Annotated in this window: 12 protein-coding genes, 1 pseudogene, 1 riboswitch and 1 other annotated feature; of the genes and pseudogenes, 10 read left to right on the top strand and 3 right to left on the bottom strand. The window is 28.7% G+C overall.

What is annotated here, in order from left to right:
- Positions 1-9: 9 nt before the first annotated feature.
- From BTM21_RS11895 to hcp, 4 genes are all read left to right on the top strand, one after another.
- Positions 10-534 carry a spore maturation protein gene (locus BTM21_RS11895; protein WP_021876717.1) on the top strand — a complete coding sequence of 175 codons (525 nt, stop codon included), beginning with the start codon at positions 10-12 and terminating at the stop codon, positions 532-534.
- Between the two features lie 117 nt (positions 535-651).
- A complete protein-coding gene (locus BTM21_RS11890; protein ID WP_021876718.1) occupies positions 652-876 on the top strand; it encodes a hypothetical protein in 225 nt (74 codons plus the stop codon).
- Positions 876-1,547 (top strand): Crp/Fnr family transcriptional regulator, encoded by a 672-nt coding sequence (locus tag BTM21_RS11885; protein ID WP_096145445.1) that lies wholly within the window; start codon positions 876-878, stop codon positions 1,545-1,547. The genes BTM21_RS11890 and BTM21_RS11885 overlap by 1 nt, the downstream gene beginning before the upstream one ends.
- A 116-nt stretch (positions 1,548-1,663) precedes the next feature.
- Complete coding sequence (hcp, locus tag BTM21_RS11880; protein WP_021876720.1) at positions 1,664-3,304, top strand: hydroxylamine reductase; 1,641 nt, start codon at positions 1,664-1,666, stop codon at positions 3,302-3,304.
- Between the two features lie 75 nt (positions 3,305-3,379).
- Here the strand turns inward: hcp and BTM21_RS11875 are convergent, their stop codons facing one another.
- Positions 3,380-4,591: a dicarboxylate/amino acid:cation symporter gene (locus BTM21_RS11875; RefSeq protein WP_021876721.1), complete on the bottom strand. Its 1,212-nt coding sequence runs from the start codon at positions 4,589-4,591 to the stop codon at positions 3,380-3,382.
- 267 nt (positions 4,592-4,858) lie between these two features.
- Here BTM21_RS11875 and BTM21_RS11870 point away from each other — a divergent pair, with 267 nt between their 5' ends.
- The 4 genes and pseudogenes from BTM21_RS11870 to BTM21_RS11855 all read left to right on the top strand — a co-directional run bounded on the left by BTM21_RS11870 (position 4,859) and on the right by BTM21_RS11855 (position 10,685).
- Positions 4,859-5,299, top strand: coding sequence for an ACT domain-containing protein (locus BTM21_RS11870; RefSeq protein ID WP_021876722.1), 441 nt, complete (start codon positions 4,859-4,861; stop codon positions 5,297-5,299).
- A gap of 19 nt (positions 5,300-5,318) precedes the next feature.
- On the top strand, positions 5,319-6,575 hold the full coding sequence (locus tag BTM21_RS11865; protein ID WP_021876723.1) for an aminopeptidase P family protein: 1,257 nt from the start codon (positions 5,319-5,321) through the stop codon (positions 6,573-6,575).
- Positions 6,576-6,703: 128 nt separating this feature from the next.
- Positions 6,704-6,879, top strand: a riboswitch (Lysine riboswitch).
- Between the two features lie 166 nt (positions 6,880-7,045).
- Positions 7,046-8,785 carry a Na+/H+ antiporter NhaC family protein gene (locus tag BTM21_RS11860; RefSeq protein WP_079481011.1) on the top strand — a complete coding sequence of 580 codons (1,740 nt, stop codon included), beginning with the start codon at positions 7,046-7,048 and terminating at the stop codon, positions 8,783-8,785.
- Between the two features lie 134 nt (positions 8,786-8,919).
- Positions 8,920-10,685: pseudogene (locus tag BTM21_RS11855) on the top strand (aminopeptidase P family protein).
- A 34-nt stretch (positions 10,686-10,719) separates the two neighbouring features.
- Here BTM21_RS11855 and BTM21_RS11850 read toward each other — a convergent pair.
- Together BTM21_RS11850 and BTM21_RS11845 are read right to left on the bottom strand one after the other, a co-directional pair.
- Positions 10,720-11,265, bottom strand: a complete 546-nt coding sequence (locus tag BTM21_RS11850) for an FUSC family protein (protein WP_021876726.1) — start codon at positions 11,263-11,265, stop codon at positions 10,720-10,722.
- Between the two features lie 43 nt (positions 11,266-11,308).
- Positions 11,309-11,821, bottom strand: coding sequence for an FUSC family protein (locus BTM21_RS11845; protein ID WP_079481012.1), 513 nt, complete (start codon positions 11,819-11,821; stop codon positions 11,309-11,311).
- 171 nt (positions 11,822-11,992) lie between these two features.
- Between BTM21_RS11845 and BTM21_RS13740 the strand changes: the two genes are divergently transcribed.
- Both BTM21_RS13740 and metG read left to right on the top strand, forming a co-directional pair.
- Positions 11,993-12,139 (top strand): hypothetical protein, encoded by a 147-nt coding sequence (locus BTM21_RS13740; RefSeq protein ID WP_021876728.1) that lies wholly within the window; start codon positions 11,993-11,995, stop codon positions 12,137-12,139.
- A gap of 65 nt (positions 12,140-12,204) precedes the next feature.
- Positions 12,205-12,441, top strand: a binding site (T-box leader).
- Positions 12,442-12,538: 97 nt separating this feature from the next.
- Positions 12,539-14,482 (top strand): methionine--tRNA ligase, encoded by a 1,944-nt coding sequence (gene metG / locus BTM21_RS11840; protein ID WP_021876730.1) that lies wholly within the window; start codon positions 12,539-12,541, stop codon positions 14,480-14,482.
- The last annotated feature ends 93 nt before the right edge of the window (positions 14,483-14,575 follow it).

Below are 14,575 nucleotides of genomic sequence, written 5' to 3'. Positions count from 1 at the left end.
TGGAGCTAATTGTTTGATTACTTAACTAAGAGTGTAATACCCATAATAGTAATAATAATAATTACTTATGGAATGTTTAGAGGAAGAAAAGTATATGAATGGTTTATAGAAGGAGCAAAGGAAGGCTTGAAGGTTTGTTTAAACATATTTCCATATCTTTTAGCAATGATAGTTGCTGTTAATATTTTTAGAGAATCTAATTTATTAGATATGCTTAATAATTTAATATCTCCAATATCAGAGTTTATAGGTTTACCAAAGGAGGTTGTCCCACTTGTATTAGTAAAACCTTTATCAGGTAGTGGTGCAATGGGAATACTTACAGATATTTTAAAAACATATGGGCCAGATACTAATATAGGATTTATAGCATCAGTAATTATGGGAACAACAGAAACGATATTTTACACTATAACAGTTTATTTTGGAGCAGTACAGATTAGGAAAATAAGACATACTATATGGGCATCTTTATTTGCTGAAATAACAGCAATAATAGCAGCAATATTTTTAGTTGGAACGTTAATATTATAATTTCTTTTAAATAATACGTCTAATAAATAAAAAAATTACAAAAGGTAATAATTTTGTAACTGTTTGATAATAATTACATTATATAATAAAAATATAAAATAATTGGAGGTATTAAAAGTGAGAGAAAATATTGATATGTTATATCTATCAGATGAGGAAATTAAGAAAATGGCCATAAATTTAGCATATGGAATTGGTTTAGGAGTATTTATAGGCATTTTTATTGATAATGTTCTATTGGGATTTTCTTTAGGTGGAGTTATATCAATTTTAGTTTCACTTTCAGTATGTTTTATTAGAAAAATTTTAACATATAACTTAAAGAAAAAAGAGGTAAACTAATGGATAAAGAAACTCTAAATATTCTAAAAGATAATAGTATTTTTAGGGGAATGAGTATAGAGCAAATAGTAAACTTTACTGAAAAAAGCAACTGTAAGTTAAATACTTATGGTAAAAATGACATTATAGCAGTAGAACAATCAAACTGTGATAGCATAGGATTAATAATAGAAGGTGTTATAGAGATACAGAATATATATGAAAATGGAAGTAGTTTAACTATACAAAGATTTTCAAGAGGAGATGTTTTTGGAGAAGCTTTAGTTTTTTCAGAAAATCATAAATATCCAGCCACAATAATCTCCTCAACTAAAAGCAAAGTGCTTTTCATCTCTAAAGAAAGCATTGTAGAGTCTTGTTTTAGAGATTTAAATTTTTTAAATAATTTTATGTGTTTATTAAGTGAAAAGATTATTATGTTAAATAATAAAATACGAAATACATCTTTAAAAAGTATAAGGCAAAAAGTATGTAATTTTATATTAGAACAATACAAAAAACAAGATAATCTTACTATTAATTTAAATATAAATAAAAAAGAATTAGCAGAAATGTTAGGAATACCAAGACCTTCTTTATCTAGAGAACTTATAAAATTAAAGAATGAAGAGATAATAGAATTAAGTAAAGGACAAATAAATATTTTAAATTTAGATGAAATAAAAATATAATGTGCAAATAATTTATACATTTTTAAATATCGGTAACAAATGTTACCGATTTATTTTATTCAAATATATATAATAAACCCATGATGTTACTTAAAACTATCAAGGGGGAATTAATTATGGATAAAAAAATGTTTTGTTTTCAATGTCAAGAAGCTGCAGGATGTACAGGATGCACAATAAAAGGTGTGTGTGGAAAAACACCTGAACTAGCAGGATTACAAGATTTATTAATATATGTAACAAAAGGATTATCAGAAGTTTTGATAAGAGCAAGAATGGAAGGTATAGAAATTGTATCTGAAATTAATCATTTAGTTACAATGAATCTTTTTACAACAATAACAAATGCAAATTTTGATAATGATATATTTTATAATAGAATAAGAACGACTTTAAAAGAAAAAGATTCTTTATTATCTCAATTAAAAAATAAAGAAAGCTTAAATGGTGCAGCTACATGGACTGCAAAAACTAATAAAGAATTTGAAGTGAAATCAAAAACCATAGGGGTACTAAGTACTACAAATGAAGATATTAGAAGTTTAAGAGAGCTTATAACTTATGGATTAAAAGGATTATCAGCATATTTAAAACATGCAAATGCTTTAGGTTATGATTCAGAAGAAATATCAATATTTATGCAAGAAGCTTTAGCAAAAACAATGGATGATTCAATAACTATTGATGAGTATATAGCATTAACTTTAGAAACAGGAAAAGTTGGTGTAGATGGAATGGCTTTGTTAGATAAAGCTAATACAGAAACTTATGGTCATCCAGAAGCTACTAAAGTAAATATAGGAGTTGGAAAGAATCCTGGAATTTTAGTATCAGGGCATGATTTAAAAGATTTAGAACAACTACTAGAACAAACACAAGGCACAGGCGTAGATGTTTATACTCACTCAGAAATGCTACCAGCTCATTATTATCCTGCATTTAAAAAGTATTCAAATTTTGTAGGGAATTATGGTAATGCATGGTGGAAACAAAAAGAGGAATTTGAAAGCTTTAATGGACCTATATTAATGACAACTAATTGTATAGTTCCACCTAAAGATTCATATAAAGAAAGATTATTTACAACAGGTGCATCAGGATACGAGGGGTGTACTCATATAAATGTAGATGACAATGGCAAAAAAGATTTTACAGAAATAATAGAAATGGCTAAAAAGTGTAATGCTCCAAAAGAAATAGAAACAGGAGAAATAATAGGTGGATTTGCACATAATCAGGTTATGGCTGTAGCAGACAAAGTTGTAGAAGGTGTAAAAAGTGGTGCTATAAAGAAATTCTTTGTAATGGCAGGTTGTGATGGTAGAGCTAAATCAAGAGACTATTATACTGACTTTGCAAAGGCTTTACCTAAGGACACTATCATTTTAACAGCGGGATGTGCAAAATATAAATATAATAAATTACCTTTAGGAGATATAGCAGGAATTCCTAGAGTATTAGATGCTGGTCAATGTAATGATTCATATTCACTAGCATTAATAGCATTAAAGTTAAAAGAAGTATTTGGACTAGAGGATATAAATGAATTACCTATTGCATTTAATATTGCATGGTATGAACAAAAGGCAGTAATAGTATTGTTATCACTATTATACCTTGGAGTAAAAAATATTCATTTAGGACCAACTTTACCAGCATTTCTTTCACCTAATGTAGCAAATGTATTAATCGAGAACTTTGGAATAGGTGGAATAAGTAATGTAGAAGATGATATAAAGATGTTTATGGAAATGTAATTTATAATTAAAAATAGCTAAGGTAATTAAATAATCGCCTTAGCTATTTTTATATTTATGGGAAGAAAACTAACACTAATTTGTAGATTCTAAGTTGTCATCAGCATCACTTTTCTTTATATCTAAACCTAATTTATTTTTTAATGAATCAACAATAATAGCAATTGCATTATCTCCTGATACGTTACAAGCAGTTCCAAAGCTATCTTGAGTTATATATAAAGCAATCATTAAAGCTATTTGAGCTTCTGAGAAGCCTAAAACACTTTGTAGTACTCCAAGAGCAGCCATTACTGCACCACCAGGAACACCAGGAGCTGCAACCATAGTAACACCTAGCATAGCTATAAAACTCATCATTTGACTAGGGTTTGGATTCATATTATTAAGAAGCATTACTGCTATTGCACAACATGTAAGAGTTATTGTACTACCAGATAAGTGGATAGTTGCACCTAAAGGAACAACAAACTCTCTTACTTCCTTTGAAACCTTATTTTTTTCAGCACATTGTAAATTTACAGGTATTGTAGCAGCTGAACTTTGAGTTCCTAAAGCTGTTAAATAACCAGGGATTTGATTTTTTAATAATGAAATAGCATTCTTTTTACCAGCAATACCTGCTAATAAAAATTGAATAAACATTATTGTAAAATGTAAAGCAATTATTACTAAGAATACCTTCCAAAATACAGATAATACATTTTTAACTTCTCCTGCAAATGTCATATTTGCAAATATACCCATGATGTGGATAGGAAGTAAAGGAATTATTAAGTTTTTAATTGTTAGTTCTACTATTTGTTGGAATTCACTAGCCATATTATAAAGTGATCTTCCTTTTATAGCTGATATTCCAAGTCCTAATAAGAAAGCTAAAATTAAAGCTGTCATAACAGACATAATAGGTGGAATATCTATTGTAAATAAAGCTTTAACTAACTTTTCTTCTGGGTTAACAGCATTATTTAATGTACCTGATGTGTGTATAAATAATGGGAAAAACTTTGAAGATACAAAGTAAGCAAGTAAACCAGCAATTAAAGTTGATGCATAAGCAATTAAAGTAGTTAAGCCAAGCATCTTTCCAGCACCTTTTCCTAAATCAGCAATTCCACAAACTACAAATCCAACTATAATTAAAGGAATCATAAAGCCTAAGAAACTACCAAATATTGAATTGAAGGTAGCTAAAACACCTACAATAACCTTAGGACAGAAAGATCCTATAATGATACCCAATATTATTGATAAAATTAATTTTGGTATAAGTCCAAATTTTTTCATATAAAATGTCCCCCTTTAATATGATTTTTATAATTTAAAGGTAGTATATCAGAAAAAAAAGATTAAAAAAGTACTAATCGTAATAAAGAGATTAATGGAGAGAATTAAAGAAAAATAAAGAGAGCGACAAAAAAATATTGTTTAGATAGGCAAAATAGGCTATATTTTACCTAAAACAAGTTATATAATTGTTTATAATAAAACAAATCTTCCGAAATGTTTATCTGGGGCAACCATATAGTAAACTAATGTAAGGATGGTGTTGGTATGGCGAGTGAAAAATATTATATAGTAAGTGACAAAGTATTACCGGAAGCATTTAAGAAAGTAATAGAAGTTAAAGAATTATTATTTACAGGAAAAGCAAAAGATATTAGCGATGCAGTTAAGCAAACAGGTATAAGTAGAAGTACTTATTATAAATATAAAGATGACATTTTTCCTATGTCAGAAGGAATACATAGTAAAAAGATAACATTAGTAGTATTATTATCCCATGAAGCGGGAACTTTATCTAAAGTGTTAGATTGTATAGCTTTCAATAAGGGGAATATATTAACAATAAATCAAGATATACCTATTAATATGGCTGCGAATGTAACTATAACATTAGATATTTCTAATATGAAAAAAGATCTAAAGCATTTAGTAAATGTTCTAAGAGGACTCCCTAATGTTGTTAGCGTAAAACTTTTAGCTATGGAATAAATATAAGGAAGTGACAGTATTGAACAAAGAATTCTATAAAAGAAATAGACAAAACGTTTTCAAGGAGATTAAGGATAATTCTGTTGTTATATTATTTGCGGGTAATGCACCTAAGAAAACTGCGGATGAAAAATATCCTTTTACTCCAAATAGAAATTTTTATTATCTAACAGGAATAGATGAGGAAGATCATATATTACTAATGAGTAAGGTAAATGGGGAAATGAAATCTTGTTTATTCATAAAAGAGATAGATCCAATACTAGAAAAGTGGCACGGAAAATCTATAAGAAAAGAAGAAGCCTTTGAAGTAACAGGAGTAGATGATGTAGATTATTTAGGTAATTTTAAAGGGGCATTACATAAAATAATTACATCAAGGGAAGAATTTAATATATATTTAGATTTAGAAAAGGACAGCTATGATTCACAAGAAACCCTTGCAGAGAGTATTTCCAGGGAAATATTATTAAAATACCCACAAGTAAATATTAAAAATATTTATAGAATTATAGGGAAATTTAGATTAGTAAAGTCACAAGAAGAAATAGAAGAAATTCAAAAGGCTATAGATATAACAATTGAGGGTGTAGAAACTCTTATGAAAAAATGCAAAGCAGGAATGAAAGAATATGAATTAGAAGCATATTTTGATTTTATATGTAAAACTAAAGGTGCAAAAGACTTTGCATTTAAAACTATTGCAGCAACTGGTAAGAATGCAGCAGTATTACATTATGTAGATAATGATTCAGAATTAAAAATGGAAGATCTAATTTTATTTGATTTAGGGGCACAATATAATTATTATAATGGGGATATATCAAGAACTTTTCCTGTTAGTGGTAAATTTACAGAAAGACAAAAAGCAGTATATAATGCTGTTTTAAGAGTAAATGAAAGAGTTATTCAAGCTATGAAACCAGGAGTTAGCTTTATAGAATTAAATAAGCAATCAAAAAAGTGGATTGCAAAAGAGTGTATTGAGCTTGGATTAATTGATAAGGAAGAAGATGTATCAAAATATTATTACCATAGCATAGGACATAGTTTGGGAATGGATACTCATGATATAGAGTTAAATAATAGAGATGTTATATTTGAAGCTGGAATGGTATATACAGTTGAACCAGGTATTTATATAGAGGAAGAATCAATAGGAATTAGAATAGAAGATGATGTGTTAATAACAGAAGATGGATGTAAAGTTTTAACTGAAAATATGATTAAATCTGTAGAAGATATAGAAGAATTTATGTTAAATAAAAATGATTAAATACAATTTTCTTAAAAATAGATATGTAATATTGAGAAATAAATAAGAATATTTTAATTTTTCGAAAAATACTATTGCAATAGTTAAAAGATGCTTGTATAATCTAATTAAATTAAAAAGTGAATAACGGCAAGGGTAGAGGCGCGATATTTAAGAGTACCATTGATGAGGTAAGCACAATGATTCAATGGAAAAGGAAATGTCGCCGAAGTATATAACTGATGCTTTAAGGTTATATATCTGGGGTTGTATAAAATATATGCAACACTGTCACAAATTGTATTTGTGGAGAGCTATCATTTAAGGATTTTTTTAATATATTATTTTAAGAAGTATATTAGAGCCTTGAGTGAAAACTCAAGGCTCTTTTTTTGTAGCATAGTAGGTAAAATAAGAATTAATATTCAGTACTAAGCATTAAAGCTGCCCTTTAAGTATTCACAAAAGATATTAAAAGGGGGATTCTAATCATGAAAAACAACAGAAATTTTAGAATTTTATTTATGACTATATTGATGTTAGTATTATCAACATCTGTAGTTTTTGCATCAGAAGTTGATGCAGCAACAACTAATGCAAGTCATTATGGTATTTTAACATTGATACCACCATTAGTAGCTATAATATTAGCTTTCTTAACAAAGAACGTAGTAATATCACTATTTATAGGTATTTTATCAGGAAGTTTTCTTATTAAACTTATAGATCATTCATTTTTTGGTGCACTAATACAATCATTTTTAGATTTTGTATCAAGAGCTTTAAATTCATTAGCAGATCCTTGGAATGCAGGGATTATACTTCAAGTTTTAGTTATAGGAGGAGTTATTCATCTAGTAGCTAAAATGGGAGGAGCTAAAGCTGTAGCAGAAGCGTTAGCAAGAAAGGCAAAAACAGCTAAAAGTACTCAATTAGTAACGTTATTATTAGGACTTGTAGTATTTTTTGATGATTACGCAAACTCATTAATAGTTGGACCTATAATGAAGCCAGTAGCAGATAAAATGAAAATATCAAGAGAAAGATTAGCATTCATTATAGATGCTACAGCAGCACCAATAGCAGGGCTTGCAATTATATCTACATGGATAGGACTTGAAGTTGGTTTAATAAATGATGCTTTCACAAATGGTATTGGTCAACAAGTAGATGCTTTTGGAGTGTTTTTCCAAACTATTCCGTATAGATTCTACAACATATTAATAATATTCTTTGTATTTGTTACTTCAATATTATTAAAAGATTTTGGACCAATGTACAAAGCAGAAATAGAAGCTAGAAGAAGAGATTTACATTTAGTAAAAAAGGAAGTAGCAGCAGATAACAATAGAGAAATTGAGGATTCGGAATTACAACCTAAAGAAGGTATAAAATTAAGTGTTTGGAATGCGATAATACCAATAGGTACTCTAGTGGTTACAGCATTAATTTGCTTCTACTTTAGTGGATATTCATCAATAGTGGGTGGTGAAGATGTAGCACTTCAACAATTAATGAGCAATTCACCACTTTCATTTACAGCTATACAACAAGCTTTTAGTAATGCAGATGCATCTGTTGCATTATTCCAATCAGCATTAATTGCAAGTATAGTTACTATAATTATGGGTGTTGCAAAGAAGATATTTACTTTATCAGAAGCTATAGACACTTGGGTAGATGGAATGAAGCCATTAATTATAACAGGTGTAATATTAATACTTGCATGGTCATTAAGTTCAGTAATTAAAGAGTTAGGTACAGCAAAATACTTAGTATCATTATTATCAGGTTCATTACCATATTTCTTATTACCAAGTTTAATATTTATACTTGGAGCGGTAATATCCTTTGCTACAGGAACAGCATATGGAACAATGGGAATATTAATGCCATTAGCTATTCCGCTAGCATTTTCCATAAACCCAGATATGGGATATGTAATAGTAAGTACAAGTGCTGTATTAACAGGAGCGATATTTGGAGATCATTGCTCGCCAATATCAGATACAACAATTTTATCTTCTATGGGATCAGGTTGTAATCATATAGCTCATGTTAAAACTCAAATGCCATATGCCTTATTTGTTGCAGTAATTACTATAGTGTTTGGATATATACCAGCAGGATTTGGTTTAGCATGGTATATAGTATTACCAATATCTTTACTTGCGATTTATATTGGAGTTCAAATATTAGGTAAGAAGCCAGATAGTGCAGTACAAGAATAAAATTAAAAATAGAATTTTAAGAAGAACTAGACTAGATTTCTAGTTCTTTTTTTATAAAATTAAAATAAAAACAGTTGAATAATTGGAATATGTTGTATAATTTATATAGGTGTAAATAGAAGGGAGAAAAGTAAATGAGTAATATTAGTAGTTTAAGAGAAATAATGAAAAATAAAAAAATTGACCACTATATAATTCCAAGTAGTGATCCACATCAAAGTGAATATGTATCAGAATATTATAAGGGAAGAGCATATGTTTCAGGATTTACAGGTTCAGCAGGAACTGTTGTAATATCATTAGATAATGCAAACTTGTGGACTGATGGAAGATATTTTATACAAGCAGCTAAGGAACTAGACGATAGTGGAATTAAGTTAATGAAAATGAGAACACCAGGATATCCTACTATTGAAGAGTGGATATCTGAAAATGTTAAAGCTGGAGAAATATTAGGATTTGATGGAAGATGTTATTCAGTAAATCAATATAAAGATTTACTTTCTATAGCTAAAAAAATGGATTTGAAATAAAAATGGAAGATGATTTATTAGAAATTATTTGGGTTGATAGACCAGCTTTACCTAGTGAAAAGATATTCTTACATGATATTAAATTTGCAGGAAAAAGTGCAAGTGATAAGCTTAAAGAAGTAAGAGAAAATATGAAAAAGTTAAACGTAGAAAATTATATAATTTCATCCTTAGATGATATAGCTTGGCTATTCAATATAAGAGGAAATGATATAAAGTTTAACCCTGTATTTCTTTCATATGCATTAATTACAATGAATACAGCAAAGCTTTATATAGATATTAATAAAGTAGAAGATAAAGTAATAGATGAGTTGAAAAAACAAGGAGTAGAAATATTAGATTATGACTTTATATACGAAGATGTACAGAATATAAGAGAAAATACACTAATAGATCCAACTAAAGTTAATGCAAAGATATATTCTAATATAAACAAAGATGTAAATATAATAGAAAGCTTAAATATAACAACAAAATTAAAAGCTATAAAAAATGAAGTTGAAATAGAAAATTTAGAAATATGTCAAGTAAGAGATGGCGTAGCTATGGTTAAATTTATAAAATGGTTAAAGGAAACTGTAGGTAAAGAAGTAGTTACGGAAATTTCAGCAAGTGAAAAATTAAGAGAGTTTAGATCAAAAGGTGATAACTTTAAAGGTGAAAGTTTTGGAACTATAGCAGGATATAAGGATCATGCAGCCATGATGCATTATTCAGCAAATGAAAAGAGTAAGTATGAGTTAAAGCCAGAAGGAATGTTTCTTGTAGATTCAGGTGGACAATATCTTGATGGAACTACTGATATAACAAGAACTTTTGTATTAGGAAGTTTAACAGAAGAGGAAAAAAGAGATTTTACTTTGGTACTTAAAGGGCATATAAACCTATTAACTGCAAAATTTCTAAAAGGAACAACTGGAATAAACTTAGATATTTTAGCAAGAAGACCTTTATGGGACTATGGAATTGACTATAAATGTGGAACAGGTCATGGAGTAGGATTTTTCTTAAATGTTCATGAAGGACCACAAGGATTTAGACAGGAGGGAAACACGACTGTTTTAGAACCAGGTATGATAATAACAAATGAACCAGGGATTTATAAAGAAGGAAAACATGGAATTAGAACAGAAAATACTCTATTAGTAGTTAAAGATATGATAAGTGAAGACTCAGGAGAATTTTATAGCTTTAAGACAATATCATATTGTCCTATAGATTTAGATGGGGTAGAGGTAAGTTTATTAACAAAACAAGAAAAAGACTGGTTAAATGAATATCATAATATTGTATTTAAAAAGCTAAGCCCTTATTTAAACGAAAGCGAAAAGTCATTCTTAGAACATGAAACAAGAAGTATATAGATAAAAAGAGATAGAAAATTTCTATCTCTTTTTATTAAGCAATTTTTTTACTTTTAATATGTTCTTTAGAATGTTCATGTTTTTCATGCTTTTCTTTAGGTGGAGTTATATATTTATTTACTAATATTGCTATAACAACACCACATAAAGTTTCAAAAGTTCTATTAACTGCATATAATAGTGGGCTTGCAAAAGCATGAATAGTAGTAACTCCTAAAAATGCTATACATGCTACGTTGACTGCACCTGGTTTCTTTACCAAGTTACATGATGTTATAACTACTATTATACCTATTGCAATGGATAAATAAATTAGAAATTTAGATATAAAGCCTGATGAAATATTAAAAGCTATAAATCTGCATATGAGCATAAATCCAAGACCGATAGTTGCCCCCATAATCGTTCCTAATGCTCTGTTGATTCCCATTTTAATTGAGCTTGAGACAGTATCTTGTAAACAAATTATCGCTGTTAAACAAGCAAAGAATGGCTCATTTGGTAATAGGGCTAAACATAAAAAGACTGATAGTGCAGATTTTATAGTTCTAAGTCCGACTTTAGGTAGAGTAAATTGCATTAAATAGTGCCTCCTAATATAATAAGCTTATCTATAATTAAAACTACTCAGAGTCATTGTTTTCAATTTTTTTGCAATCCTCAACTTTTATTTCAGGAGGATTAATATATTTATTAACTAGAATTGCTACAATTATACCTAAAGCAGTTTCTATAGTTCTCCTAGTTGCATAAAATAAAGGATTGCTTGTTACAGGAGCTATCATTATAGCTATAAGAACTATACAAGATATACTACAAGAACCAGGTTTTTTTACTAGGTTACAAGTATATATTACAAATACAATACCTAGTGCAGTAATAAAAGGAATTATTTTTTCAAGATGAAAATGCCTTGCTAAAGATAAGCAAACTACTCCAGTAAAACCACCTAATAATGTACCTACTAATCTATTTATCCCCGACTTTACCGAATTTTCAACTGTTCCTTGCATACATATAACAGATGCTATTGCTGAATAAAAAGGATCTGCTTTAAAAAGAATTAAGCAAATGCATACTGATATAGCGGTTTTTATATTTCTAGATCCAATTCGTGGTAATTCTAAACTTTTCATAACTATCCACTCCTATTCAAAAGGGTCTATATTTATACATTATTATATCATACAACGGAGATGTAAATTTGTACACAATAAAAATTTAAGCATTTTTTGACTAATAGAAGATGAAATTGTTTTAGTATATGATAAAATCTAAATATAAGTAATTTATAAGGAGAGAATAAAATGAGTTTTTGGGGTACTTTAATATTGGTAGAAGTTTACCAATTAGTAGGAGCCATATGTGAGAGTAAGTCTACAGAGTTTAAAAAAGCAAAATTAGGGTATAGAAGTAAATTTTCAGGGAAAAATAAATATACATGGGAATATTGATTCTAGTGGAAATTTTAAAAATAATTGACAGTAATTTGATTATAGAATATCATATTATTAAAATGATAAATGCAATGAAAAGAAGAGTAGCAGAGGGGAAAGTCCAAAGAGAGCTAGGGTAGCTGAAAACTAGCGGCAATAAGCTTTGTGAAGATGGTCTTAGAGCATATCTTTTGAGCTAATTTTGTTAGAGAGATACGGTAGCAACCGTTATATTGCAAGGTGATGATAGTCACCTAATAAGGTATTTATTGTGAAATAAATACAAAGTAGAGTGGTAACGCGTATATTACGTCTCTATATAGGGTTTATACCTATATAGAGGCTTTTTTTATTATAAAATTTAAATCTATTATAATGAAGGAATTTTATTAGTTAACTATTAAAGGAGGAAGAAATATGTGTAAAAAACCATATTATATAACTACACCAATTTATTATCCATCAACAAAACTTCATATAGGTAATACTTATACTACTGTAGCAGCAGATGCTTTAGCTAGATATAAAAGATTAACAGGATATGATGTAATGTTCTTAACAGGAACAGATGAGCATGGACAAAAAATACAAAGAATAGCTGAAGAAAAGGGAATTGCTCCAATAGAGCATACAAATGAAATTGTTGCTGGAATTAAAGACCTTTGGAAGATGATGAATATAAGCTATGATAAATTTATAAGAACAACAGATGATTATCATATAAAGGCTGTTCAAGATATATTCAAAAAATTATATGATAATGGGGATATATATAAATCATCATACGAAGGTTTATATTGTACACCTTGTGAGTCATTTTGGACAGAAACACAATTAGTTAATGGAAATTGCCCTGATTGTGGTAGACCAGTTGAAACATCAAAAGAAGAAGCTTATTTCTTTAAAATGAGTAAGTATGCAGATAAATTAATAGAATATATAGAAGCTCATCCAGATTTTATACAACCAGAATCAAGAAAAAATGAAATGGTTAATAATTTCTTAAAACCAGGACTTCAAGATCTTTGTGTATCAAGAACTAGTTTTAACTGGGGAGTTCCAGTAACGTTTGATGAAGGACACGTAGTTTATGTTTGGATAGATGCACTTTCAAACTATATAACAGCTTTAGGTTATGGAAGTGACAATAAAGAATTATACGAAAAATTCTGGCCAGCAGATGTACATTTAATAGGTAAGGATATATTAAGATTCCATACTATTTATTGGCCAATAATGTTAATGGCTTTAGATTTACCATTACCAAAGCAAGTATTCGGTCATGGTTGGTTACTTGTAGATGGTGGAAAAATGTCAAAATCAAAGGGGAATGTTGTAGATCCAGTAACATTAGTAGAGAACTTTGGTGTTGATGCAGTAAGATATTACTTATTAAGAGAAATACCATTTGGTTCAGATGGATTATTTAATAATGAAATATTTATAAAGAAAATAAACTCAGATCTTTGTAATGATTTAGGAAATTTACTTTCAAGAACAGTTGCTATGGTAGAAAAATACTTTGGAGGTGTTATACCAGCTCCAACAGCTAAGGAAGCTATAGATGATGAGTTAATAGGATTAGCTTTAGAAACACCTAAAAAAGTAGATAAAGCTATAGAAGAATTAAGAATTCCAGAAGCATTAGAACAAATCTTTACATTAATAAGAAGAGCAAATAAGTATATAGATGAAACAACACCATGGATATTAGCTAAAGATGAAGAAAAGCAAGAAAGACTAGGAACAGTATTATATAACCTAGCTGAAAGTTTAAGATTCTCATCAGTACTTTTATCTGCATTCTTACCAGAAACAAGTATAAAGATGAATGAGCAATTAAATACTAAGTGTATAGAATGGGATTCATTAAGTAGCTTTGATGGAACAGTAGTAGGAACAGAAGTTAAAAAAGGAGAAAGTCTTTTCCCAAGAATAGATGTAGATAAAAAACTTGCTGAATTAGAAGCTTTAAGAGAAGCTCAATTAGCAGAAAATAAGAAAAATGAAAAGAAAGAAATCATTCCTATAAAAGAAGAAATAACAATAGAAGATTTCGAAAAAATAGATTTAAGAGTAGTGAAAGTAATAGCTTGTGAACCAATAAAGAAAGCGAAGAAATTACTTAAATTAAAAGTAGATATAAATGGTGAAGAAAGACAGGTAGTTTCAGGAATAGCTCAATATTACAAACCAGAAGATTTAGTTGGTAAGTATGTTGTATTAGTAGCAAACTTAAAACCTGTTACATTAAGAGGGGAATTATCACAAGGAATGATATTAGCTGCATCTACAGATGATGATAGTTTATTAACAGTAGTAAATCCAGGTGAACTTCCAACAGGAAGCCAAGTTAGATAATAAAATATAAAAGATAAAGAAATTCAGCTGATGCTGAATTTCTTTATATAAATTAAAATTTTAAAAGCTTAAATCTAAAAGGGGGGATTTTTT

Source organism: Clostridium chauvoei (assembly GCF_002327185.1).
In the GTDB taxonomy this organism is placed as follows: Bacteria; Bacillota; Clostridia; order Clostridiales; family Clostridiaceae; genus Clostridium; species Clostridium chauvoei.
This window is presented reverse-complemented; position numbering and strand designations above follow the sequence as displayed.

Coding starts and splice junctions, on each gene's coding strand:
- BTM21_RS13740 (WP_021876728.1), top strand. CDS start 11,993: ATGAGTTTTTGGGGTACTTTAATATTGGTAGAAGTTTACCAATTAGTA.
- BTM21_RS11845 (WP_079481012.1), bottom strand. CDS start 11,821: ATGAAAAGTTTAGAATTACCACGAATTGGATCTAGAAATATAAAAACC.
- metG (WP_021876730.1), top strand. CDS start 12,539: ATGTGTAAAAAACCATATTATATAACTACACCAATTTATTATCCATCA.
- BTM21_RS11850 (WP_021876726.1), bottom strand. CDS start 11,265: ATGCAATTTACTCTACCTAAAGTCGGACTTAGAACTATAAAATCTGCA.
- BTM21_RS11875 (WP_021876721.1), bottom strand. CDS start 4,591: ATGAAAAAATTTGGACTTATACCAAAATTAATTTTATCAATAATATTG.
- BTM21_RS11870 (WP_021876722.1), top strand. CDS start 4,859: ATGGCGAGTGAAAAATATTATATAGTAAGTGACAAAGTATTACCGGAA.
- BTM21_RS11860 (WP_079481011.1), top strand. CDS start 7,046: ATGAAAAACAACAGAAATTTTAGAATTTTATTTATGACTATATTGATG.
- BTM21_RS11885 (WP_096145445.1), top strand. CDS start 876: ATGGATAAAGAAACTCTAAATATTCTAAAAGATAATAGTATTTTTAGG.
- hcp (WP_021876720.1), top strand. CDS start 1,664: ATGGATAAAAAAATGTTTTGTTTTCAATGTCAAGAAGCTGCAGGATGT.